The sequence below is a fragment of the Streptomyces sp. P9-2B-2 genome (genome assembly GCF_030406865.1).
Taxonomy (GTDB): Bacteria; Actinomycetota; Actinomycetes; order Streptomycetales; family Streptomycetaceae; genus Streptomyces; species Streptomyces platensis.
Genome location: NZ_CP129126.1, coordinates 2,562,783 through 2,585,154, shown reverse-complemented (window position 1 = coordinate 2,585,154; position 22,372 = coordinate 2,562,783). Strand labels below are relative to the sequence as shown.

Here is a 22,372-nt window from a genome sequence, read left to right as displayed (position 1 = left end):
ACGTGGCGATGGCGATACACACGGTAATGAGGACGGTCGACGCGAAGGAAGCGGGTCAGATGTTCGAGAGTTCGCCACCCCGGCTGCTGCCGTGGACCAGGCCGGACGGCGCTCCGTGCTACCTGAGTACGGACGACCCCGACAGCCGCCTTTCCGTACTGGCCGACTCGGTCGAGGGAGAGCTGCTCGCAGCCGCCGAGGCCTTGCTGGACGACACCAAGGTGCTGCCCGCCGGGCCGGGTGCGGACCTCCACAAGGCGCTGGAGGCCGTGTTACGGATCGCCGTCAGCCGGGGCGACCGGCTGCCGGAGCCGTGCGACCACGGGGAGACCCGGCTGTGCGAGGGCCGTACCTGCTGCCGCGCCTGCCGTCAGCGGATCTACCTGTGAGGCGCGCGGACCGCGCGGCGCACGCATTCGGCGGTGCACCTCTCGCCGATCACCCAAAGCGATGGTTTTGTGGCGGATGCTGCTGAACCGACGAAAGGTGAGCGAGCGTGCCCTCCGTTCTGGCCCGCGGGGCCGCCCCCGCAACCGCCGCCGGTCTCGCCCTGGCCCTGGCCCTCGCGACCGCACCGCCCGCCACCGCGGCCCCCGGCGACATCCGGGTCCGCGTAGGCGTCACCGGCGGCCCGTACACCGCCAGCGTGGGCCTCGTCGTCACGGGCCCGCGCACCGTCTTCGGCGGCTTCTACTGCGCCGCCGACGGCCTCGCCGCCACCCCGCTCACCGCTCTGGTGGACGCCAATGAGCAGTACGGCCTCGGAGGAGTGCAGGCGCGCTGGGACGCCGCCACACAAGACTTCGTCGTCACGTCGATCCATGGTGATGCGGCGGACGACAAGAAGAAGTGGAACGCGTACGTGAACGAGAAGAAGATCACGACCGCCCCCTGCCACACCGCGATCAAGGGCGGCGACAAGATCCGCTGGACCCTGGAGGCCTGACCAGAGGCGAAGGTGGGCGGCCTAACGCGCGCGCCCACTCACCGTCACTCATTCCCCCAACGGGAGGGGACGGGCCGGAGGGGCCGGTGTGTGGGACGTAAAGCGAAGCAGTCCCACACCGGCCCCGGAGGTCTGTCACCGCACCCACAGCCCCGCGCAGCGGACCCGGCCCGCCGCAGGCGCAACGGCGGGGGCACCGCGCAAGCGGGCCACAAACGGCGAGCAACAACCACGGCGGGGGACAGCCGAAAACGTCCGGCTACGGCAACGCCAGCATCCGCTCAAGGGCCAGCTTCGCGAAGCTCTCCGTCTCCTTCTCGACCTCGATGCGGTTGACGACCTTGCCCGCGGCCAGCGACTCCAGCGCCCACACCAGGTGGGGAAGGTCGATCCGGTTCATCGTCGAGCAGAAGCAGACCGTCTTGTCGAGGAAGACGATCTCCTTGTCCTCCGCGGCGAAACGGTTCGCCAGCCGGCGGACCAGGTTCAGCTCGGTGCCGATGGCCCACTTCGAGCCGCGCGGGGCGGCCTCCAGCGCCTTGATGATGTACTCCGTCGAGCCGACGTAGTCCGCCGCCGCCACGACCTCGTTCTTGCACTCGGGGTGGACCAGGACGTTGACGCCCGGGATCCGCTCGCGTACGTCGTTCACCGAGTCCAGGGAGAAGCGGCCGTGCACCGAGCAGTGGCCGCGCCACAGGATCATCTTGGCGGCCCGCAGCTCCTCGGCGGTCAGCCCGCCGTTCGGCTTGTGCGGGTTGTAGACCACGCAGTCGTCCAGGGACATGCCCATGTCGCGGACGGCGGTGTTGCGGCCCAGGTGCTGGTCGGGCAGGAAGAGGACCTTCGTTGAACCGGGCTCCCCCTGCTCGAAGGCCCAGTCCAGCGCGCGCTTGGCGTTGGAGGAGGTGCAGATCGTGCCGCCGTGCTTGCCCGTGAAGGCCTTGATGTCGGCGGAGGAGTTCATGTACGAGACCGGCACGACCTGTTCGGCGATACCGGCCTCGGTGAGCACGTCCCAGCACTCGGCGACCTGCTCGGCGTTGGCCATGTCGGCCATCGAGCAGCCGGCGGCCAGGTCGGGGAGGATGACCTGCTGGTCGTCGCCGGTGAGGATGTCGGCCGACTCCGCCATGAAGTGCACACCGCAGAAGACGATGTACTCGGCGTCCGGCCGGGCGGCGGCGTCCCGCGCGAGCTTGAAGGAGTCGCCGGTCACATCGGCGAACTCGATGACCTCGTCGCGCTGGTAGTGGTGCCCGAGGACGAAGACCTTGTCCCCGAGCTTCGCCTTGGCCGCGCGGGCGCGCTCGACGAGGTCGGGGTCCGACGGGGCCGGCAGATCGCCGGGGCACTCCACGCCGCGCTCGCTCTTCGGGTCGGCCTCGCGGCCGAGGAGGAGCAGGGCCAGCGGGGTCGGCTGGACGTCCAGGGGCTGGGCGGTGGTCACAACACGCACCCTCTCTTCTCTACGTGCCTTTTCGTCTATTTGACGTTATCTATGATAGCTGCTTCACGTCACTTTGACGATGGCCATAGTGTCGATGTGACGCATCAGAACCCCCCGGTGTGCGGTAGGCCACCTGTTCCCGGCGGCCGGTGTGCGAGCATGAGGAGAGAACGACAGGAGAGGCTGCCCCCGGCGGTGTCCGGAAGGCTTCTCGACGAATTGCGCCCAGCCGGAATTAATCCGGGAAGTCCCCGGTTGCAGCTGGTTGCAACCGATGACAAGCGGTCCGTACAACCCGGGAGAGATCTAGATGAGCGTTCAGGACGAGACCACCGTCAGCGACGGCATCATCCTGTCCGACGCGGCCGCGTCGAAGGTCAAGAGCCTTCTGGAGCAGGAAGGCCGGGAGGACCTCGCGCTGCGAGTCGCCGTTCAGCCCGGCGGCTGCTCCGGCCTGCGCTACCAGCTCTTCTTCGACGAGCGCTCGCTCGACGGCGATGTCGTCAAGGACTTCGACGGTGTCAAGGTCGTCACCGACCGGATGAGCGCCCCCTACCTGGGCGGTGCCTCCATCGACTTCGTCGACACCATCGAGAAGCAGGGCTTCACGATCGACAACCCGAACGCCAGCGGCTCCTGCGCCTGCGGCGACTCCTTCAGCTAAGGAGCGCGGGCACGAAAGCGGCGCCCCCCGAGAGGGGGAGCGCCGCTTTCGCTGTTTCCGTCTCCGCCGGGTCCGGCCCGGCGGCTTTTGCGGGGCCCGTTACCGCTTCGGCACGGAGTCGCCGCTCGACTCATCGATCACCTTCCGGCCGTCCAGCGGCTTCTCCAGCGTCACGCTCTTGGTGAACTCCTTGGCGATCTTCACGCAGACCTGGCCGGGCTTCTTGTCCTTGCCGACGACCTTGGTCTTCACCGTCTTCGCCGATTCCTCCGCGCTCACCGAGTAGACGCTGCACACCCCGCCCCAGAAGTGCACGGTCAGCTTCTTGCCGCCGTCGCCCACGTCGTACGACTCCAGAGCCATCGCCCCCGGCTTCCCGGACGGCTTGTGCGGCGACTGCCCCGGGCTCTGCGATGTCCCGCCGCCCCGGTGGGCCAGGTACTTCGGGTTCACCGCCGGGTGCGTGACCGTCGAGGTGTTGTCCGGGCCGCTGCCGGCGCCCGGCTGGCGCACCTTGTACAGCCACGACGGCACCAGCGCCTGGCCGCCGTCCACGTACTGCACCGCGAGCCCGAAGACCGCACCGGTCACCTCGGCCGGCGGCTGCGCCTTCGTCGGCGACGGCTCGCACGGCGCGATCCCGTCGCCCTTGCCGTCCTTGTCACCCTTGTCGGCCTTGCCGCCGGGCGTCGAGGGGCAGCCGGCCGGTGTGCGGCCGCCGCCCGAATTCAGCCGGTCCAGCGTCTTGTCGGCGCTCAGCACCGGATACTCCGCGCCCTTGACCGGGTTCGCCAACTGGCCGCTGCCGCCGACCACTTGACCGTCCGAGCCGACCTGGAGATCGCTCTGCCAGCCGTAGGTCGGCAGCCCGCCGAGCACAGGGTTCGCGGTCACGACCCGTACGGCGCCGGACAGCCCGCCCGCGTCGAGCCGGGCGTTCTTCTGGCCGAGCGCCGCCAGCACCGGCTGTGCCGCCTTCTTGGCCTTCTCCGGCGACACGGCGCCCTTGCCGCTGCTGTCGTCCTCGGTCGTGACGTCCCCGCCGCCGCGGTACGACGGACAGCCCGGCCGGTTCGACGGCGTACCGCCACCGGACCCGTCCTGGCCGCCCTTGGGGGAGGACGGCAGCGCGCAGTTCGTCCCGCCCGGGGTGCCGTACTGCGAGTACGTCCACGCGCCCGAGCCGGTCTTGCTCACCTGGAGGACGGGGCCACGGGAATCCGGTGCCCCGCCCACCTTCCAGCTGGTGCCCTCCGAACGGACCTTTCCGGCCACATCCAGGGCCTTCGCCAGCCGCTCCACCGACTGCCGGCTGATCTCGCCCTTGGGGCGGTACACCGGCGCGGACGCCGGACCGCCGGGCAGCTTCTTCACCGCCCGGTACTTCGCACCCTGCGGATTGGGCTCACCGGCCGCGATCGAGCCGCCGCCGGTGTAGCCGTCGAGTGCGAGCGGTGGTGGGTCGCCCTTGGCCGCGGAGCCCGCGCCGGAGCTCTCGCTGCTGGACGCGGACGAGGCCCAGTACGCCGCGCCGCCCCCGGCCAGCAGCACCGCGGCGGCCATCGAGGCGGCCACCAGCGGGGTGCGCCGCTTGCGCTCCTTGGGGTTCGTGTCGGTGCTGTCCTCGGTGTTCACCGCATCGCTCCTTCAGCTCCGCTGAACATCTGACGTGCCATCCTCCATGAGGTGGACGCCGATGGGACGGGGCGGGGGCGTGCGCGGTTCCCCCCGGCACGCGCTGCGGCGGCCGCGGGGCGGACTTCAGTCGCCGTACTCGGACATTCCGTCCACGAGGGCGGCGGAGGAGGAGGGGACCTTGATGCCGTGCAGATCGGTGGCGCGTCCCGGGGTGGGCGCTGAGCGCCGGCCGGCCTTCCAGTGGCCCGCCATCCGCGCGCAGTCGCCGCGCAGCTCGTCGAGCGACTCCGGTTCCTGCGGGTCGGGGGAGGCGCCGTGGCGCGGTGTGACGGCTTTCACAGGCTTGGTCATAGGGGCACCGTACGCAGCTGAGTATCGAGGAGAAAGACCTACTATTGGGTAGTTTCAGTGGCTCCAAGTGTCCGGGATGACCGGGTGGCGCGCGACCTCGCGGGGTAGCGTTGCTTCACGTCCGCCCGTCCCTCCGCCTTCCGCAGGAGCAGACCCGTCGTGCGTATCGCAGTCACCGGCTCCATCGCCACCGACCACCTGATGACCTTCCCCGGCCGTTTCGCCGATCAGCTGGTCGCCGACCAGCTGCATACGGTCTCCCTCTCGTTCCTGGTCGACCAGCTGGACGTCCGCCGCGGCGGCGTCGCCGCCAACATCTGCTTCGGCATGGGCCAGCTCGGCACCGAGCCGATCCTGGTCGGTGCCGCCGGCAACGACTTCGAGGAGTACCGCGCCTGGCTCGACCGCCATGGCGTCGACACCCGCTCCGTCCGCATCTCCGAGGTGCTGCACACCGCCCGCTTCGTGTGCACCACCGACGCCGACCACAACCAGATCGGGTCGTTCTACACCGGCGCGATGAGCGAGGCCCGGCTGATCGAGCTCCAGCACGTGGCCGAGCGGGTCGGCGGCCTCGACCTCGTCCTGATCGGTGCGGACGACCCCGAGGCGATGATCCGCCACACCGAGGAGTGCCGCAGCCGCGGTATCGCCTTCGGGGCCGACTTCTCCCAGCAGATCGCCCGGATGGACGGCGACGCCATCCGCACCCTCATGGAGGGCGCCGCCTACCTCTTCTCCAACGAGTACGAGAAGGGCCTGATCGAGTCCAAGACCGGCTGGACCGACGAGGAGATCCTCGGCAAGGTCGGCACCCGCGTCACCACCCTCGGCGCCAACGGCGTCCGCATCGAGCGGGTCGGCGAGCCGGCCCTCGAGGTCGGTGTCCCGGAGGAGAACGCCAAGGCCGACCCGACCGGCGTCGGCGACGCCTTCCGCGCCGGCTTCCTGTCCGGTCTGGCCTGGGGCGTCGGCCTGGAGCGTGCCGCGCAGATCGGCTGCATGCTGGCGACGCTGGTCATCGAGACCGTCGGCACCCAGGAGTACGAGCTGCACCGCAGCCACTTCATGGACCGCTTCACCAAGGCCTACGGCCACGAGGCCGCCGCCGAGGTCCAGCAGCACCTGGCCTGAACCGCCCGGTCAGGCGCGGCGCCGCACGAGATACGCGGCGCCGCGCTCGGCCGCCCGCTCGCCCACGTACTCCTGCTCGCGCATGGCGCACCAGGCCGGGATGTCCAGCCGGGCGGCCTCGTCGTCGGCGAGCACCGTCACCGTCCCGCCCACGGGCACCTCCAGGATCGCCTTGGCCAGCTCGATCACCGGGAGTGGGCAGCGCTTGCCGAGCGAGTCGACGACCAGACCGGCCGGTTCGGCGGAGGCCTCGGATTCACCAGGTCCGCCGGGCTCCTCGGCCGCCGCTGCCGGGGCCGCTTCCGTCCCCCGGACGGCCGTAGCCGCCACCGTCTCCTGCCCCGCCGCTGGGACGCCCAGCCGCTCGCGTACCGAGTGCACCACCGTCGGCAGCACCTCCAGGAAGCGCTCCACCTCCGCCTCGTCCGTCCCGTACGGCAGCGAGACCCGCACGTTGCCCTCGGACAGCACGCCCATGGCGCGCAGCACATGGCTCGGCGTCAGCGTGCTGGACGTACAGGACGAGCCGGACGACACGGAAAAGCCCGCCCGGTCGAGCTCGTGCAGCAGCGCCTCCCCGTCGACGTAGAGGCAGGAGAAGGTCACGAGGTGGGGGAGGCGGTGCACCGGATGGCCGACCACCTCCACATCGGGGACCAGTTCCGGCACCCGGGTCCGGATCCGGTCCACCAGCTTCCGCAGCCGCGCCGCCTCGGTGGCGGTCTCCTGGCCCGCCCGCAGCGCGCGCAGCGACGCCGCGGCGGCCACGATCGCCGGGATGTTCTCGAACCCCGGGCTGCGGCCCGCCTCGCGCTCGTCCCGCGGCCCCTGCGGGGCGAACCGGGTCCCCTTGCGGACCGCGAGCAGCCCCACCCCGGGCGGGCCGCCCCACTTGTGGGCGCTCGCCGCGAGCAGCGACCAGCCGCCGGGCACCGGCCCCCAGGGGAGCGACTGCGCGGCGTCCACCAGGAGGGGGACGCCCGCCTCCTGGCAGAGCGCGGCCACCTCCTCGACCGGCTGTTCGGTCCCGACCTCGTGGTTGGCGGACTGGAGGCAGACCAGCGCGGTGTCCGGGCTCAGCGCGGCGGCGACGTCCCCGGCCGCCACCCGGCCCGTACGGTCCACCGCCAGCTCCGTGCGGCTGCCGCCGGCCGCCGTATGGACCTCGGCGGCATGCAGGACGGTGGAGTGCTCGACGGCGGAGTGCAGCAGCCGGCGACCGGCACGGCGACGGGCCGCCAGCGCCCCCGAGACTCCCGAGTGCACCGCCTGTGTCCCCGAAGGGGTGAAAACCACTTCGTCCGGGCGGCAGCCCACCGCCTCGGCCGCGGCCTCCCGCGCCGCGTTCAGCAGCAGCCGGGCGCGCCGCCCTTCGCGGTAGAGGCGGGCCGGGTCGGCCCAGCCTTCGTCCAGCGAGGCGAGCAGGGCCTCACGGGCGACGGGATGCAGCGGGGCGGCGGACGCCGCGTCGAAGTAGGGCACATACGAGACGTTAGTCCTCTCCTTCCGGGGAGCGGGCCGCCCACCCGGCCGGGCGGGAGCACGGGGCCCCGGTCCCGCGGGGGCGGGATGGGCCGGCGCCCGCCGGGGGAGCGGTCGGCGCCGGTGCCGGGCGCGGCGTCAGATGCCTGGTGAAAGCGGGTAATCGGGGCTTCGGAGGCCCTCTCCCACCGGCCTCGGCCACCCCTTAGGGGTGCGACGCGGCGCGTTGGGCACCCTCCCCGCGCGACCCCAAATAGCGTCCAGTAGGGTTTGGTCCGCATAAACATCCAAACCCCTGCCCGCGCCAGGGCCGGCGACCGACCAGCGAGACGGCCGCAGCCGGTCTCGCGGGCGAGACTCTCGGGAAGGCGCTACGTGAGTCCCAACGGCTCCGACCGCTCGTCGCGGCGCCCGATGCGGCGGAAGCTGCCGCAGGTGCTTGCTGCGGGCCTGGTCCTGGCGACCGCGACTGGTTGCACATATAAGGACTTCCCCCGCCTCGGTATGCCAACGCCCGTCACCGACGAGGCGCCGCGGATCCTCTCTCTTTGGCAGGGCTCCTGGGCCGCCGCCCTCGCAACGGGCGTGCTGGTGTGGGGCCTGATCATCTGGAGTGTGATCTTCCACCGCCGAAGCAGGACCAAGGTGGAGGTCCCCGCGCAGACCCGGTACAACATGCCGATCGAGGCGTTGTACACGATCGTGCCGTTCATCATCATTGCGGTGCTTTTCTACTTCACCGCACGTGATGAGAGCGCACTCCTCAAAACTTCCAAGAAGCCGGACCACGTCGTGAACGTGGTCGGCTTCCAGTGGAGCTGGGCGTTCAACTACCTGGAGAACACGGACGGCAACAAGTCGACCTCGGCCATCGACTCCAGCGCGCTCGACGCGATCCCGGACAAGTGGAAGAAGTCCGCGCCGGCCGGTGCGGACGGCGTCTACGACGTGGGCACCCCGGGTACGCGGAACCCGCAGACCGGCAACCCCGGTCCGACCCTGTGGCTGCCGAAGGGCGAGACGGTTCAGTTCGTGCTGACCTCTCGTGACGTCATCCACTCCTTCTGGGTGGTGCCGTTCCTGATGAAGCAGGACGTCATCCCGGGCCACACCAATGTCTTCGAGGTGACTCCGAACAAGGAGGGCACCTTCATGGGCAAGTGCGCCGAGCTCTGCGGTGTCGACCACTCCCGGATGCTCTTCAACGTCAAGGTTGTCTCCCCTGAGCGATACCAGGAGCACCTGAAGGACCTGGCGAAGAAGGGCCAGACCGGATACCTGCCGTCGGGCATTGAGCAGACGGATCACGCCAGGAATGCGGAGACCAAGAACCAGTGAGCATCCTCAACGAACCTCAGGGTGCCGCCGCCGATACGGCTCCGGCAGCACCGCCCGTACGCAAGAAGCAACCCGGCATCGCTGTCGTGAAGTGGCTGACGACCACTGACCACAAGACCATCGGCACGATGTACCTGGTCACGTCGTTCGCGTTCTTCTGCGTCGGCGGCCTGATGGCGCTGCTCATGCGCGCCGAGCTGGCCCGTCCCGGCACGCAGATCATGTCGAACGAGCAGTTCAACCAGGCGTTCACGATGCACGGCACGATCATGCTGCTGATGTTCGCGACGCCGCTGTTCGCCGGATTCGCGAACTGGATCATGCCGCTCCAGATCGGTGCGCCCGACGTGGCGTTCCCGCGGCTGAACATGTTCGCCTACTGGCTCTACCTCTTCGGCTCGCTGATCGCGGTGGCCGGCTTCCTCACCCCGCAGGGTGCGGCCGACTTCGGCTGGTTCGCCTACTCCCCGCTGTCGGACGCGGTCCGCTCGCCGGGCGTCGGCGCCGACATGTGGATCATGGGTCTGGCCTTCTCCGGCTTCGGCACGATCCTCGGTTCGGTCAACTTCATCACCACGATCATCTGCATGCGCGCACCCGGCATGACGATGTTCCGGATGCCGATCTTCACCTGGAACGTGCTGCTGACCGGTGTGCTGGTCCTGCTCGCCTTCCCGGTGCTGGCCGCCGCGCTGTTCGCCCTGGAGGCGGACCGTAAATTCGGTGCCCATGTATTCGATGCGGCAAATGGCGGAGCACTGCTCTGGCAGCACCTCTTCTGGTTCTTCGGCCATCCAGAGGTGTACATCATCGCGCTGCCGTTCTTCGGCATCATTTCCGAGGTCATTCCGGTCTTCTCCCGGAAGCCGATGTTCGGTTACATCGGTCTGATCGCGGCGACGATTTCCATCGCCGGTCTTTCGGTCACGGTCTGGGCGCACCACATGTATGTGACGGGCGGCGTGCTGTTGCCGTTCTTCTCCTTCATGACGTTCCTGATCGCGGTGCCGACGGGTGTGAAGTTCTTCAACTGGATCGGCACGATGTGGAAGGGCTCACTGTCCTTCGAGACGCCGATGCTGTGGACGATCGGCTTCCTGATCACCTTCACCTTCGGTGGTCTGACCGGTGTCATCCTGGCCTCGCCGCCGATGGACTTCCACGTCTCCGACTCGTACTTCGTCGTGGCGCACTTCCACTACGTGGTCTTCGGCACGGTCGTCTTCGCGATGTTCGCCGGCTTCCACTTCTGGTGGCCGAAGTTCACCGGCAAGATGCTGGACGAGCGGCTCGGCAAGATCACGTTCTGGACGCTGTTCGTGGGCTTCCACGGCACCTTCCTCGTCCAGCACTGGCTGGGTGCCGAGGGCATGCCGCGGCGTTACGCGGACTACCTCGCGGCCGACGGCTTCACGGCGCTGAACACCATCTCGACGATCAGCTCGTTCCTGCTGGGCCTGTCGATCCTGCCCTTCATGTACAACGTCTGGAAGACGGCGAAGTACGGCGAGAAGATCGAGGTCGACGACCCCTGGGGCTACGGCCGCTCGCTGGAGTGGGCGACGTCCTGCCCGCCGCCGCGGCACAACTTCCTCACCCTGCCGCGTATTCGCTCCGAATCCCCGGCGTTCGATCTGCACCACCCGGAGATCGCAGCTCTTGACGCGCTGCACAACGGCCGTGCCACCGAGGACGACAAGTCCCTCGCCGGCGGCAAGGAGGCGGGCAAGTGAAGATCCAGGGCAAGATGTTCATCTGGCTCTCCGTCTTCGTCCTCGCCATGGCGATCGTCTATGGCGTCTGGTCGAAGGAGCCCGCGGGTACCACCGCACTGTTCCTCGCCTTCGGCCTGTGCATCATGGTCGGCTACTACCTGGCCTTCACGGCTCGGCGGGTCGACGCGGGTGCGCAGGACAACGAGAACGCCGAGGTCTCGGACGACGCCGGTGAGCTGGGCTTCTTCAGCCCGCACAGCTGGCAGCCGCTGTCCCTGGCCGTCGGTGGCGCGCTCGCCTTCCTGGGCGTCGTCTTCGGCTGGTGGCTGCTGTACTTCTCCCTGCCGGTGATCCTCGTGGGTCTCTTCGGCTGGGTCTTCGAGTACTACCGCGGCGAGAACCGCACGCAGTAACGGCACACAGCTGCCGTCGGGCGGGCCCGGACACCTCAACAGGTGTCCGGGCCCGCCGCTTTTGGTGGCGCGGGCCAGACCCGTTTGCAGTCCTCCAGCGCGCTGAGACAGGTGATTCTTCATATTTTTGGGGCATGAGTCACAGACCTCGAACCCGGACGGTGCTGAGCTGCGGCCTCCTGCTCGTGCCCCTTGCGGTGAGCGCCACCGCGTGCGGGGGCTCGGATTCGGAAGCGCTCTCCGCCAATCCCTACGACGCGGCCGACCAGATCTCGGCCAACACCCCGGACGGCAACAAGAAAGCGGACCCCGACAAGCCGCTTGAGGTGTCCGTCAACGGCGACGACGCGCGCATCACCGACGTCACGGCCACCGATTCCACCGGCCGCTTCGTCCACGGCGAGCTGAGCGCCGACGGCAGGCACTGGCGCACCACCGCGCCGCTGGCCGCCGGCTCCCGCTACACGGTGCGGGTGAGCACCGAGGAGGACGGTGAGCCCGGCCGCAAGACACTCGTGGTCAACACCAAGGAGGCGGACGGCCAGTTGACCGCCGCTTTCGGGCCGGAGGCCGGCGAGTACGGTGTCGGCCAGCCGGTCACCGCGGAGCTGAGCCAGCCCGTCAAGGACCAGACGGCCCGCTCCATCGTGGAGAGCGCCCTGAAGGTCGATTCCATGCCGCGGGTGCAGGGCGCCTGGCACTGGGTGGACGACAAGAAGCTGCACTTCCGCCCGAAGGAGTACTGGCCCGCCCACGCCACGATCTCGGTGCACAGCAACCTGGCGGGCCTGAAGATCGCCAAGGGGCTCTACGGAGGCCCGTCCAAGCCCGTGAAGCTCACCACCGGCGACCGGGTGGAGGCGATCACCGACGCGGGCACACACCAGCTCACGGTGTGGCGCAACGGCGAGTCGATCAAGACCATCCCGGTGACCACCGGCAAGCCCGGCTTCTCCACCCGCAACGGCATCAAGGTCGTCCTCGGCAAGGAGAGCTTCGTACGGATGCGCAGCTCGACGGTCGGCATCGCCGCCGGGAGCGGGGATTCCTACGATCTGCCGGTCTACTGGGCCACCCGGGTGACCTGGAGCGGCGAGTACGTCCACGCCGCACCCTGGTCCGTCGGATCGCAGGGCGCGGCGAACGTCAGCCACGGCTGTACGGGCATGTCCACGGGCAACGCCCAGTGGTTCTTCAACACCGTGCGGGTCGGCGACATCGTCAAGGTCCTCAACAGCGGCGGCGACACCATGACGCCGTTCGACAACGGCTTCGGTGACTGGAACATGCCCTGGAAGGAATGGCGGGACGGCAGCGCGCTGAAGAACAGGGCGTCCAGCACCACAGGAGCGGCCGAGCGGGTACAGAACCCGGTCGGTGAGGCCCGGCTGCGCCCGCGGATCTGAGCGGCGCCCAGCAGGCCGCTCAGGCCTGTACGAGGCTCCTGCGGCGCAGCAGCCCGGCCAGGGCGTCGGCGAAGGCCACCGGGTCCAGCGGATGGGTCACCGCGGCGTCCGCCCGGCTCCAGGTGGCCAGCCAGGCGTCCTGGGGCCGGCCGATCAGCAGCAGCACCGGCGGACACCGGAAGATCTCGTCCTTGATCTGCCGGCAGACGCCCATACCGCCCGCGGGCGCGGTCTCGCCGTCCAGCACGCAGACGTCGATACCGCCCTGCTCCAGGGCCGTCAGGACGGCCGGTGCGGTGGCGCACTCCAGGATCTCGATCTGCGGGGCATCGGCGGCTGGGCGCCGTCCGGCCGCCAGCCGGACCTGCTCGCGGGTGTTGGCGTTGTCGCTGTAGACCAGCACCGTGGCAGTCGCCTGCATCGTTCCTCCACGCTTCGTAGCGGCACAGCATCGGGTGGGGCGGATGCTACTCCCGCAAGGGGCGCCGGCAGGAGGGGTTGAGCGGATCCAAGATCTGCCCGACGGCCCGTCAGGACCGGCGCCGGCGGGCCCGCGGCACGGTGGCCGGCCGGGTGCGTCCCCCCTTTGAGCGACCGCCGGAACGGTCCGTACGAGCAGGGCATACGTCCTTGACACACCGAACGGCACCCCCCGGAGTGAGGGCGGGATAAGCGACCGACATAATGTCGGTCGTGGCGACAGCAACGACAGTAGAAACCGGGCACGCGCACCCGTCGGTCAATCGGCCGAACCTCACCAGCGTCGGAACCATCATCTGGCTGAGTTCCGAGCTGATGTTCTTCGCGGCCCTCTTCGCGATGTACTTCACCCTTCGATCGGTGACCGGATCCGAGTATTGGAAGGAATCCGCCGATGCGCTGAATCTTCCGTTCTCCGCGACCAACACCACGATCCTGGTGCTCAGCTCTCTGACCTGCCAGCTCGGCGTTTTCGCGGCCGAGCGTGGCGATGTCAAGAAGCTCCGGGCCTGGTTCGTGGTCACCTTCGTCATGGGTGCGATCTTCATCGGCGGTCAGGTCTTCGAGTACACGGAGCTGGTCAAGCACGAGGGCCTGTCGCTCTCGTCCGGCCCGTACGGCTCGGTGTTCTACCTGACCACCGGTTTCCACGGACTGCATGTGACGGGCGGTCTGATCGCCTTCCTGCTGGTCCTGGGCAGGACGTACGCGGCCAAGAGGTTCACCCACACACAGGCCACCGCGGCCATCGTCGTGTCCTACTACTGGCACTTCGTCGATGTCGTCTGGATCGGCCTCTTCGCCACGATCTACCTGATCAAGTAGTCCGGACCCAGACCGGCTCGTATCAGACAGACCTATCCAAAGCATCGACGCAGAAGATCCTGACACCGGGGTAATCCGTGAAAAAGCTCTCCGCACGACGGCGCCATCCGCTGGCGGTGCTCGTCGTCCTACTCCTTGCGCTGATGTCTACCGGAGGGGCGTACGCCGCGTTCGCGCCGGCGGACAAGGCTCAGGCCGATGACACCGCCCAGTCCCTTGCCATCAAGGAGGGCAAGAAGCTCTTCGCCGTGGGCTGCGCCAGCTGCCACGGCACCGGCGGTCAGGGCACCTCCGACGGCCCCAGCCTGGTAGGCGTCGGCGCCGCAGCCGTGGACTTCCAGGTGGGCACCGGCCGTATGCCGGCCCAGCAGCCCGGCGCCCAGGTGCCGCGGAAGAAGAACATCTACACCAACGCGCAGATCGACCAGCTCGCGGCCTACGTGGCCTCGCTGGGCGCCGGCCCGACCGTGCCGGACAAGCAGCAGTACAGCCCCGACGGCGCCAACATCGGCAAGGGCGGCGAGCTGTTCCGCACCAACTGCGCGCAGTGCCACAACTTCACCGGTAAGGGCGGCGCCCTGACCGATGGCAAGTACGCACCGACGCTCGAGGGCGTGGACCCGAAGCACATCTACGAGGCCATGGAAACCGGCCCGCAGAACATGCCCTCCTTCGGTGACGGCTCGCTGTCGAAGCAGAACAAGAAGGACATCATCGCGTACCTCGGCGCCGTCAACGGCGATGAATCCGAGAGCCCCGGCGGCCTCGACCTCGGCGGTCTCGGTCCGGTCAGTGAGGGTCTCTTCGGTTACATCTTCGGCCTGGGCGCGCTTATCGCGGTCGCCATCTGGGTCGCAGCCCGGACTACGAAGGCCAAGAAGTCATGAGTGAGACTGGACGACACGAAGACGTGCCAGAAGAAACCCTTCCCGGTGAGCGGGAGACGGCTCACGAAGGTGCGGTAGCCACGGCGGAGAACCCCTTCGCCGACCCGGGTCTGCCGCCCCACGAGCACCGTGCCCAGGACATCGACGACCAGGCCGCCAGGCGCTCCGAGCGCACCGTGGCGCTGCTCTTCGTCGTATCCATGATCGCCACGGTCGCCTTCATCGCCGCGTACGTGGCGATCCCGATCGAGCGGAACGTCTACATCTGGCCGCTCGGTCACATCAGCGCGCTGAACTTCGCGCTCGGTCTGACGCTGGGCGCGGCGCTCTTCTGCATCGGCGCCGGTGCGGTCCACTGGGCCCGCACGCTGATGTCGGACGAGGAGGTCGCCGACGAGCGCCACCCGATCGAGGCGCCGCCGGAGGTCAAGGCCAAGGTCATGGCGGACTTCGCCCAGGGGGCGAAGGAGTCGCAGGTCGGCCGCCGCAAGCTGATCCGCAACACGATGTTCGGCGCGCTGGCCCTGGTGCCGCTCTCTGGTGTGGTGCTGCTGCGCGACCTCGGGCCGCTGCCCGGGAACAAGCTGCGCACCACGGGTTGGAAGAAGGGCATCCGCCTGGTCAACCAGGCCACCAACCTCCCGCTGCGTCCCGAGGACATCGCGGTCGGCTCCCTGACGTTCGCCATGCCGGAGGGCCTGGAGGAGCACGACGAGGAGTTCGCGCAGAAGATCGCCAAGGACGCCCTGATGCTCGTGCGGATCCAGCCGCAGAACATCAAGGACAAGCACGAACTGTCCTGGTCGCACGAGGGCATCGTGGCGTACTCGAAGATCTGCACCCACGTGGGTTGCCCGATCAGCCTGTACGAGCAGCAGACGCACCACGTGCTCTGCCCCTGCCACCAGTCGACGTTCGACCTCTCTGACGGCGGTCGGGTGATCTTCGGTCCGGCCGGACACGCCCTGCCGCAGCTGCACATCACAGAGAAGGACGGCTTCCTTGAGGCCGCAAGCGGCTTCGAGGAGCCCGTCGGCCCGAGCTTCTGGGAGCGCGGATGAGTAACGAGACGAGCGCGACCAATCCGCGCCGTGGCCAGGCGCCGCGGGGCGAGCGGATCGCCGACTGGGCGGACGGCCGGCTGGGCATCTACAGCCTGGCCAAGTCCAACATGCGCAAGATCTTCCCGGACCACTGGTCCTTCATGCTGGGTGAGGTCGCGCTTTACAGCTTCATCATCATCATCCTGACCGGTGTCTATCTGACGCTGTTCTTCCACCCGAGCATGGCCGAGGTGACCTATCACGGTTCCTATGTGCCCATGCAGGGGGTCCGGATGACCCAGGCCTTCGAGTCGACGCTGGACATCAGCTTCGACGTCCGGGGCGGGCTGCTTATAAGGCAGATCCACCACTGGGCCGCGCTGGTGTTCCTGGCCGCGATGATGGTCCACATGATGCGGGTGTTCTTCACGGGCGCCTTCCGCAAGCCGCGCGAGGTCAACTGGCTGTTCGGCTTCCTGCTGCTGGTGCTGGGCATGTTCACCGGCTTCACCGGCTACTCGCTCCCCGACGACCTGCTCTCCGGTACCGGTGTGCGGTTCATCGAGGGCGTCATCCTGGCGATGCCGCTGGTCGGTTCGTACCTGCAGTTCTTCATCTTCGGCGGGGAGTTCCCGGGGCACGACATCATCCCGCGGTTCTTCACGGTGCACGTGCTGCTGCTGCCGGGCATCATGCTCGGCCTGCTGGTGGCGCACCTGATCCTGGTCTTCTACCACAAGCACACCCAGTTCCCGGGTGCCGGCAAGACCAACAACAACGTCGTGGGCATGCCGCTGCTGCCGGTCTACATGGCCAAGGCCGGAGGCTTCTTCTTCCTGGTCTTCGGTGTGATCTCGGTGATCGCCGCGATCGCCAGCATCAACCCGGTGTGGGCCATCGGCCCCTACCGGCCCGACCAGGTATCCACCGGCGCCCAGCCCGACTGGTACATGGGCTTCGCCGAGGGTCTGGTGCGTGTCATGCCGGGCTGGGAGTGGAACTTCTGGGGTCACACCCTCAACTTCGGTGTGCTGATCCCGATCCTGATCTTCCCGCTGGTCCTGGTCGCGATCGCGGTCTACCCGTTCATCGAGTCCTGGGTCAAGGGCGACAAGCGCGAGCACCACATCCTGGACCGCCCGCGCAACGTCCCGACCCGTACCGGCTTCGGTGTCGCCTGGCTCGTCGCGTACTTCGTGATGCTGATCGGTGGCGGTAACGACCTGTGGGCGACGCACTTCCACCTGTCGCTCAACTCGCTCACCTGGTTCGTCCGGATCGGATTCTTCGTCCTTCCGGTGCTGGCCTTCATCGCCACCAAGCGGATCTGCATGGGTCTGCAGCGGCGCGACAAGGACAAGGTGCTGCACGGACGCGAGTCCGGCATCATCAAGCGCCTGCCGCACGGTGAGTTCATCGAGGTCCACGAGCCGCTCGACCAGGAGCAGCTGCACCTGCTCACCCAGCACGAGCAGCCCGCGCCGCTCGAACTGGGCCCCGAGGTCGACGAGAACGGTGTGGAGCGCAAGCTGTCGCGTTCGCAGAAGCTGCGCGCCAAGCTCTCCAAGGCCTACTACGGCGAGGACAACGTCATCCCGAAGGCCACGACCGAGGAGTACAAGGAGATCACCAGCGGCCACGGCCACCACTGATCACCGCAGCGCTTTCCTAGCGCACCGTAGGTAGTACGCCACCCAGAGGGCCCCGTCCGGTGATCGGACGGGGCCCTCCGGCGTGCCCGGGGGCTCGATAGGGTGACGGCATAAGCAGGAGACAATCCAGGAGAGTGGACCATGAACGTTGTGACCCCGGTTGGCGGCGACAGCGTGGCGGCCCAGACCTGGCCGGAGCTCCTCAACGCCCTGCTCGCCGGCCGTGACCTCAGCGCGGACGACACCGCCTGGGCGATGGACAAGATCATGCGGGGCGAGGCCGGCGACGCCCAGATCGCCGGGTTCGCGGTGGCCCTGCGCGCCAAGGGCGAGACCGTCGCCGAGATCTCCGGTCTGGTGCGCACCATGTACGCGCACGCCCGGCTGATCGAGGTGCCCGGACCGAGCGTGGACATCGTCGGCACCGGCGGCGACGGCGCCAAGACCGTCAACATCTCCACGATGTCCTCGATCGTGGTCGCCGGCACCGGCGCCAAGGTCGTCAAGCACGGCAACCGCGCCGCCTCCTCCGCCAGCGGCGCCTCCGACGTCCTGGAGAAGCTCGGGGTCAATCTCGACCTCACCCCGCAGCGGGTCACCGAGGTCGCCAAGGAAGCGGGCATCACCTTCTGCTTCGCGGTGAAGTTCCACCCCTCGCTGCGGCACGTCGCCAACGCGCGGGCCCAGCTCGGCATCCGTACCACCTTCAATGTGCTCGGCCCGCTGACCAACCCCGCGAAGGTCCGCGCCCAGGCGACCGGTGTCGCGGACGCCCGGATGGCGCCGATCCTGGCCGGGGTGCTCGCCGAGCGCGGCTCGTCGGCGCTGGTGTTCCGCGGCGACGACGGCCTGGACGAGCTGACCACGACCGCGACCTCCCGGGTGTGGATCGTCCGGGACGGCACGGTGCGCGAGGAGTCCTTCGACCCCCGGGACGTGGGCATCCCCCTGGTGCCGGTGGAGGCGCTGCGCGGGGCGGACGCCTCGTACAACGCGGAGGTGGCCCGCCGGCTGCTGGACGGGGAGACCGGCCCGGTGCGCGACGCGGTGCTGCTGAACTCCGCGGCGGCGCTGGTCGCGCTGGAGCCGGCGGACGCCCCGCTGGCCGAGCAGATCCGGGCCGGTATCGAGCGGGCCGCGGCCTCGGTGGACTCCGGCGCGGCCAAGCGGGCGCTGGAGCGCTGGGTGGCCGCCAGCAACACATGAGCGCGCGGTGACACACGGTGTGACGCAAGGCCCTGTCCGTCATACGGACCGGGCCTTGCGCCTCTTTGCCCGTGTGGCATGATGCTGCGCAGGTCACGAGTGACAGCGATGCAGGCCCCGGCCCGCTGTCCGGCAACCCTCCTTCCGTGGCGGGGTGCCCCGGGTGATGACCAGGCCGTAGGCAGCGAGGTCTGCGGCAAGCGCGGATCCCTCGCCAGGGATCCTGGTCCCCGAGGGAGAACTTCCGTGAATCAGCGAATGCGATAGGGCCCGACGGCCCCTTTTCCGCATCCCTTTTTCCTTTTTCGCCGCGGTGCCCCGGCGCGCTTTCGCGCCCCCGCCCGCCGCGAATTCGCTTACCTCTTACGGGAGTTCGCCATGTCCGTTTCCGCCGTTGCCGCCGACCGCTCCGTCTGTGCCCCGCTGCCGGTTCTCGGCCGGGACGTCCTCGTCCCGCTCGTGACCGGCGGCGAAGTCGACTACGCCGCGCTGGACTACGCCGCCAGCGCCCCCGCGCTCCAGCGGGTCTGGGACGACGTGGCGGCCTACGCCCCGTACTACGGCAGCGTGCACCGCGGCGCCGGATACCTCTCGCAGCTCTCCACCGACCTCTTCGAGAACAGCCGCCGCACGATCGAGGAGTTCCTCGGCTGCCGCACCGACGACCAGGTCGTCTTCACCCGCTCCACCACCGACTCGCTGAACCTGCTCGCCGCCGTACTCCCCGAGAACACCCGGGTGTTCGTCTTCGAGACCGAGCACCACGCCTCACTGCTGCCGTGGGAGCAGCGCCCCGACGTCACGGTGACCTACCTCAACGCCCCGCGCACCCCGCAGCAGGCCGTGGACACCCTCGAAAAGGCGCTGGCCGCACGCGAGCCCTACGGCCCGGCGCTGGTCTGTGTGACCGGTGCGTCGAATGTGACCGGTGAACTGTGGCCCGTGCGGGAGCTGGCGGCAGCCGCGCACGCCCACGGCGCCCGGATCGTGCTCGACGCCGCGCAGCTCGTCCCGCACCACCCGGTGGACCTCGGCGACCTGGACGTCGACTGGGTCGCCTTCTCCGGCCACAAGCTCTACGCGCCGTTCGGCGCCGGGGTGCTGGCCGGCCGCGCCGACTGGCTGCGGGACGCCGCCCCGTACCTGGCCGGCGGCGGCGCCAGCCGCAAGGTCTCCCGCCGCACCGACGGCGGGGTCGACGTCGAGTGGCACACCACCGCGGCCCGCCACGAGGCCGGTTCGCCCAACGTCATCGGCGCCTACGCCATCGCCTCGGCCTGCCGGGCCCTCACCGAGGCCGGCTTCGAGGGCCTGGTCGCCCGCGAACAGGAGCTGATCGCCCGCCTCCGCACCGGCCTGGCCGAGGTACCCGAGGTCACCGTGCTCTCCCTCTTCGGCGACGACGCCGCCCGCGTGGGCGTCCTCTCCTTCGTCGTCGAAGGCTGGAACAGCTCCCACTTCGCCGCCGCCCTCTCCGCCGAGTACGGCATCGGCGTCCGCGACGGCCTCTTCTGCGCCCACCCCCTCGTCCGCACCCTCCTGGGCAGCGCCCCCCAGGACCCCGGCGAGTGCGGCGCCCCCGACGCGGCCCCCGGCGAAAAGTCCCTCAACGCCATCCGCGTGAGCTTCGGCGCCGGCACGCCGGACGAGCACGTAGACCGCTTCCTGGAAGCGGTCAAGGAACTGGTGACGAACGGCGCCCGCTGGAACTACCGCACCGAAGGCGGGCGTTGTGTCCCCGCTTGATTCCCACGTTTTCGGCTTTCCCGCCGTTCCGCTGCGCTTTGCCTTGGCCGACGTTTGTGGCTTTCTCGCCGTTGCGCCTGCGGCGGGCGGGGTCCGCTGCGCGGGGCTGTCGGGGTGCGGTGACGGGCCTCCGGGGTAGGGGTGTGGGACTGCTTCGCTTTACGTCCCACACCCCTACCCCTCCGGCCCGTCCCCTCCCGTTGGGGGGTGGGGAAAAGAAGGCCGGTGGGGGTGCCCGTAGGTGGTCTGGTGCGCCTTGTCGGTCGCAGTGAACTGGTGATGAGTGGCGCGCTCCCACCCACCGTTACTCCCTCCCTCAACGGGAGGGGACGGGCCGGAGGGGCCTGGTGTGTGGACGTAATGCGAAGCAGTCCACACACCAGGCCCCGGAGGTCCGTCACCGCACCCGACAACCACCCGCCCGCCGCAGGCGCAACGACGAGAAACCACCACGGCGGGACAGCCGAAAACGTGGGAAGAAGACGGGCTACGCTTCGAGCCCGATCGCAAAGGCGGCCTCAAGGTCGTGCTGGCTGTATGTGCGGAAGGCGATGTGGGTCTCCGTGGAGGCGACGCCGGGGACCTTGCTGATGCGGCCGGGGATGACGTCCGCGAGGTCGTCGTGGGCGGCGACGCGGACCATCGCGATGAGGTCGTGGGCGCCGGTGACCGAGTAGACCTCGCTGACGCCGTCCAGTGCGGCGATCTTCTCGGCGATCTCCGGGATCTGGTCCACGTTGGTCTTGATGAGCACGATCGACGTGATCACGGCTGGCTCTCTTCCTCGGTCGCCCGGTCGTTCGCCCTGGTGGCCCCCACACTATCCCTCCCGTAGCGGGCCCATGCGTAGAGGAAGCCGAGGGCGAAGCCGATGACATGGGCGAGGTAGGCGACGCCCGGACCGCGGGGGTCGTCCTGGGCGGCCTGCCACTGGATGACGAACCAGAACAGCAGCACGATCCAGGCGGGGAAGCGCAGCGGCAGGAAGAACAGGAACGGGAAGAGACTGGTGACCCGGGCCGTCGGGAACAGGTAGAGGAACGCGCCCAGGACGCCGGAGATCGAGCCGGAGGCGCCGACCAGGGTCTGGCCGGAGTCGGCGTGTGCGGCCGCGTAGCCGAGCAGCGCCAGGTAGCCGATGATGAGGTAGAAGGCGGTGAACGGCAGCCGGCCCATGCGCGCCTCGGCCATCGCGCCGAAGACGTAGAGGAAGAGCATGTTGCCGAGCAGGTGCAGCCAGCTGCCGTGCACGAACAACGCGGTGAGCGGCGTGACCAGCGCCCGTACCGAGCCGCTCCACAGATCCAGCGGGATCACGCCCCACCGCTCGAAATAGGCGGTCTGGGCCTTCAGCAGCGCGTCCCCGGTGCCGTATATCCGGTTCAGGCCGGAGGCGGGGCCGAGCACGAAGACCGCACAGCACAGGCCGATCAGCACATTCGTCATCCGCGAGAACACCGCGGTCAGGGACCGGGTGGGGTGCGGACGGCGGGGGAGGAGACCGGACGAGCGGGGAGAACGGGGAGTGGGGGCCGGCGCCGTCATGAAGTGATCATGGCTTAATGCGGGGCAATCGGGACAGAGTGCCTCGCCGTGTCCCGGCACCCGGGCGGGCCCGCACCGGCCCCCCGTCAGGCCGTAGGGTTACAGGCAGTACTTTGCGTACTTCCGCAGTCCGACGGCGCACCGCGTGAACCGCGCAACCGCACATGACGATGAGTACGAAAGAGGACGACACGATGGGTGTTCCCCTGCCGACGGCCGGAACCCGGTGGCGCTGCACGCTGTGCGGCAACCTCACGCGTTTCGACGTGACCCGCCAGTCCAAGGTGGTGGAGTACGTCCACCTGGACCTGGCCGGGGAGCCGAAGGTGGAGGAGCGCGACGTCCTCAGTGAGAGCATCGAGTCCGTGCGCTGCCGCTGGTGCAACGCGGTCGACCAGATCGAGCTGGTGGACCGTCCGGGCGCGAACGCCTGAGATCGGAGCGATGCAGC

At 69.0% G+C, this 22,372-nt stretch carries 22 protein-coding genes and 1 riboswitch; of the genes, 15 read left to right on the top strand and 7 right to left on the bottom strand.

Translation table 11 applies throughout. The features are described 5' to 3' along the window. Positions 1–59 precede the first annotated feature (59 nt). Together QT196_RS11230 and QT196_RS11225 are read left to right on the top strand one after the other, a co-directional pair. On the top strand, positions 60–389 hold the full coding sequence (locus QT196_RS11230; RefSeq protein WP_248001594.1) for a hypothetical protein: 330 nt from the start codon (positions 60–62) through the stop codon (positions 387–389). A 107-nt stretch (positions 390–496) separates the two neighbouring features. Beyond that, a complete protein-coding gene (locus tag QT196_RS11225) occupies positions 497–946 on the top strand; it encodes a DUF4430 domain-containing protein (RefSeq protein WP_168478730.1) in 450 nt (149 codons plus the stop codon). 259 nt (positions 947–1,205) lie between these two features. On the opposite strand, the gene nadA is transcribed toward QT196_RS11225, so the two are convergent. Then, positions 1,206–2,405, bottom strand: coding sequence for a quinolinate synthase NadA (gene nadA / locus QT196_RS11220; RefSeq protein ID WP_168478729.1), 1,200 nt, complete (start codon positions 2,403–2,405; stop codon positions 1,206–1,208). A gap of 301 nt (positions 2,406–2,706) precedes the next feature. Here nadA and QT196_RS11215 point away from each other — a divergent pair, with 301 nt between their 5' ends. Then, positions 2,707–3,060: an iron-sulfur cluster assembly accessory protein gene (locus QT196_RS11215; protein ID WP_168478728.1), complete on the top strand. Its 354-nt coding sequence runs from the start codon at positions 2,707–2,709 to the stop codon at positions 3,058–3,060. A 99-nt stretch (positions 3,061–3,159) separates the two neighbouring features. On the opposite strand, the gene QT196_RS11210 is transcribed toward QT196_RS11215, so the two are convergent. Then, positions 3,160–4,695: a hypothetical protein gene (locus QT196_RS11210; RefSeq protein ID WP_266730423.1), complete on the bottom strand. Its 1,536-nt coding sequence runs from the start codon at positions 4,693–4,695 to the stop codon at positions 3,160–3,162. A 126-nt stretch (positions 4,696–4,821) separates the two neighbouring features. Further along, on the bottom strand, positions 4,822–5,049 hold the full coding sequence (locus QT196_RS11205) for a hypothetical protein (protein WP_168478726.1): 228 nt from the start codon (positions 5,047–5,049) through the stop codon (positions 4,822–4,824). 159 nt (positions 5,050–5,208) lie between these two features. Here QT196_RS11205 and QT196_RS11200 point away from each other — a divergent pair, with 159 nt between their 5' ends. Continuing rightward, positions 5,209–6,183 (top strand): carbohydrate kinase family protein, encoded by a 975-nt coding sequence (locus QT196_RS11200; protein WP_168478725.1) that lies wholly within the window; start codon positions 5,209–5,211, stop codon positions 6,181–6,183. A gap of 9 nt (positions 6,184–6,192) precedes the next feature. On the opposite strand, the gene QT196_RS11195 is transcribed toward QT196_RS11200, so the two are convergent. After that, entirely contained in the window at positions 6,193–7,665 is a 1,473-nt protein-coding gene (locus QT196_RS11195) for a cysteine desulfurase/sulfurtransferase TusA family protein (protein ID WP_290354829.1), read from the bottom strand. A gap of 375 nt (positions 7,666–8,040) precedes the next feature. Here QT196_RS11195 and coxB point away from each other — a divergent pair, with 375 nt between their 5' ends. The 4 genes from coxB (at position 8,041) to QT196_RS11175 (ending at position 12,537) form a co-directional block, all read left to right on the top strand. Next, a complete protein-coding gene (gene coxB, locus QT196_RS11190) occupies positions 8,041–9,003 on the top strand; it encodes a cytochrome c oxidase subunit II (RefSeq protein ID WP_168478724.1) in 963 nt (320 codons plus the stop codon). Next, positions 9,000–10,736 (top strand): cytochrome c oxidase subunit I, encoded by a 1,737-nt coding sequence (gene ctaD, locus QT196_RS11185; protein WP_168478723.1) that lies wholly within the window; start codon positions 9,000–9,002, stop codon positions 10,734–10,736. The genes coxB and ctaD overlap by 4 nt, the downstream gene beginning before the upstream one ends. Beyond that, positions 10,733–11,131, top strand: a complete 399-nt coding sequence (locus QT196_RS11180; protein WP_030083935.1) for a cytochrome c oxidase subunit 4 — start codon at positions 10,733–10,735, stop codon at positions 11,129–11,131. Before ctaD ends, QT196_RS11180 begins: the two co-directional genes overlap by 4 nt. Positions 11,132–11,265: 134 nt before the next feature. Next, the gene (locus QT196_RS11175; protein WP_290354828.1) at positions 11,266–12,537 is read left to right on the top strand and encodes an Ig-like domain-containing protein; all 1,272 of its coding nucleotides are present in this window, start codon (positions 11,266–11,268) and stop codon (positions 12,535–12,537) included. A gap of 19 nt (positions 12,538–12,556) precedes the next feature. Here QT196_RS11175 and QT196_RS11170 read toward each other — a convergent pair whose 3' ends face one another. Further along, on the bottom strand, positions 12,557–12,958 hold the full coding sequence (locus QT196_RS11170; protein WP_168478722.1) for a hypothetical protein: 402 nt from the start codon (positions 12,956–12,958) through the stop codon (positions 12,557–12,559). Positions 12,959–13,221: 263 nt separating this feature from the next. Here QT196_RS11170 and QT196_RS11165 point away from each other — a divergent pair, with 263 nt between their 5' ends. The 6 genes from QT196_RS11165 to QT196_RS11140 all read left to right on the top strand — a co-directional run bounded on the left by QT196_RS11165 (position 13,222) and on the right by QT196_RS11140 (position 20,376). Continuing rightward, positions 13,222–13,842, top strand: coding sequence for a heme-copper oxidase subunit III (locus QT196_RS11165; RefSeq protein WP_018093709.1), 621 nt, complete (start codon positions 13,222–13,224; stop codon positions 13,840–13,842). 77 nt (positions 13,843–13,919) lie between these two features. Then, positions 13,920–14,729: a c-type cytochrome gene (locus QT196_RS11160; protein ID WP_168478721.1), complete on the top strand. Its 810-nt coding sequence runs from the start codon at positions 13,920–13,922 to the stop codon at positions 14,727–14,729. Beyond that, complete coding sequence (locus QT196_RS11155; RefSeq protein WP_168478720.1) at positions 14,726–15,790, top strand: Rieske 2Fe-2S domain-containing protein; 1,065 nt, start codon at positions 14,726–14,728, stop codon at positions 15,788–15,790. Before QT196_RS11160 ends, QT196_RS11155 begins: the two co-directional genes overlap by 4 nt. Next, a complete protein-coding gene (locus QT196_RS11150; RefSeq protein ID WP_168478719.1) occupies positions 15,787–17,424 on the top strand; it encodes a cytochrome bc complex cytochrome b subunit in 1,638 nt (545 codons plus the stop codon). The genes QT196_RS11155 and QT196_RS11150 overlap by 4 nt, the downstream gene beginning before the upstream one ends. A gap of 141 nt (positions 17,425–17,565) precedes the next feature. Beyond that, positions 17,566–18,630, top strand: coding sequence for an anthranilate phosphoribosyltransferase (gene trpD, locus QT196_RS11145; protein WP_168478718.1), 1,065 nt, complete (start codon positions 17,566–17,568; stop codon positions 18,628–18,630). 91 nt (positions 18,631–18,721) lie between these two features. After that, positions 18,722–18,839, top strand: a riboswitch (SAM riboswitch). 169 nt (positions 18,840–19,008) lie between these two features. Then, on the top strand, positions 19,009–20,376 hold the full coding sequence (locus tag QT196_RS11140; RefSeq protein WP_168478717.1) for an aminotransferase class V-fold PLP-dependent enzyme: 1,368 nt from the start codon (positions 19,009–19,011) through the stop codon (positions 20,374–20,376). 487 nt (positions 20,377–20,863) lie between these two features. On the opposite strand, the gene QT196_RS11135 is transcribed toward QT196_RS11140, so the two are convergent. Continuing rightward, positions 20,864–21,145, bottom strand: coding sequence for an Lrp/AsnC ligand binding domain-containing protein (locus QT196_RS11135; RefSeq protein ID WP_085927294.1), 282 nt, complete (start codon positions 21,143–21,145; stop codon positions 20,864–20,866). After that, positions 21,142–21,822: a rhomboid family intramembrane serine protease gene (locus tag QT196_RS11130; RefSeq protein WP_042162181.1), complete on the bottom strand. Its 681-nt coding sequence runs from the start codon at positions 21,820–21,822 to the stop codon at positions 21,142–21,144. The genes QT196_RS11135 and QT196_RS11130 overlap by 4 nt, the downstream gene beginning before the upstream one ends. A 293-nt stretch (positions 21,823–22,115) precedes the next feature. Here QT196_RS11130 and QT196_RS11125 point away from each other — a divergent pair, with 293 nt between their 5' ends. Continuing rightward, positions 22,116–22,355: a hypothetical protein gene (locus QT196_RS11125; protein WP_168478716.1), complete on the top strand. Its 240-nt coding sequence runs from the start codon at positions 22,116–22,118 to the stop codon at positions 22,353–22,355. Positions 22,356–22,372 lie beyond the last annotated feature (17 nt).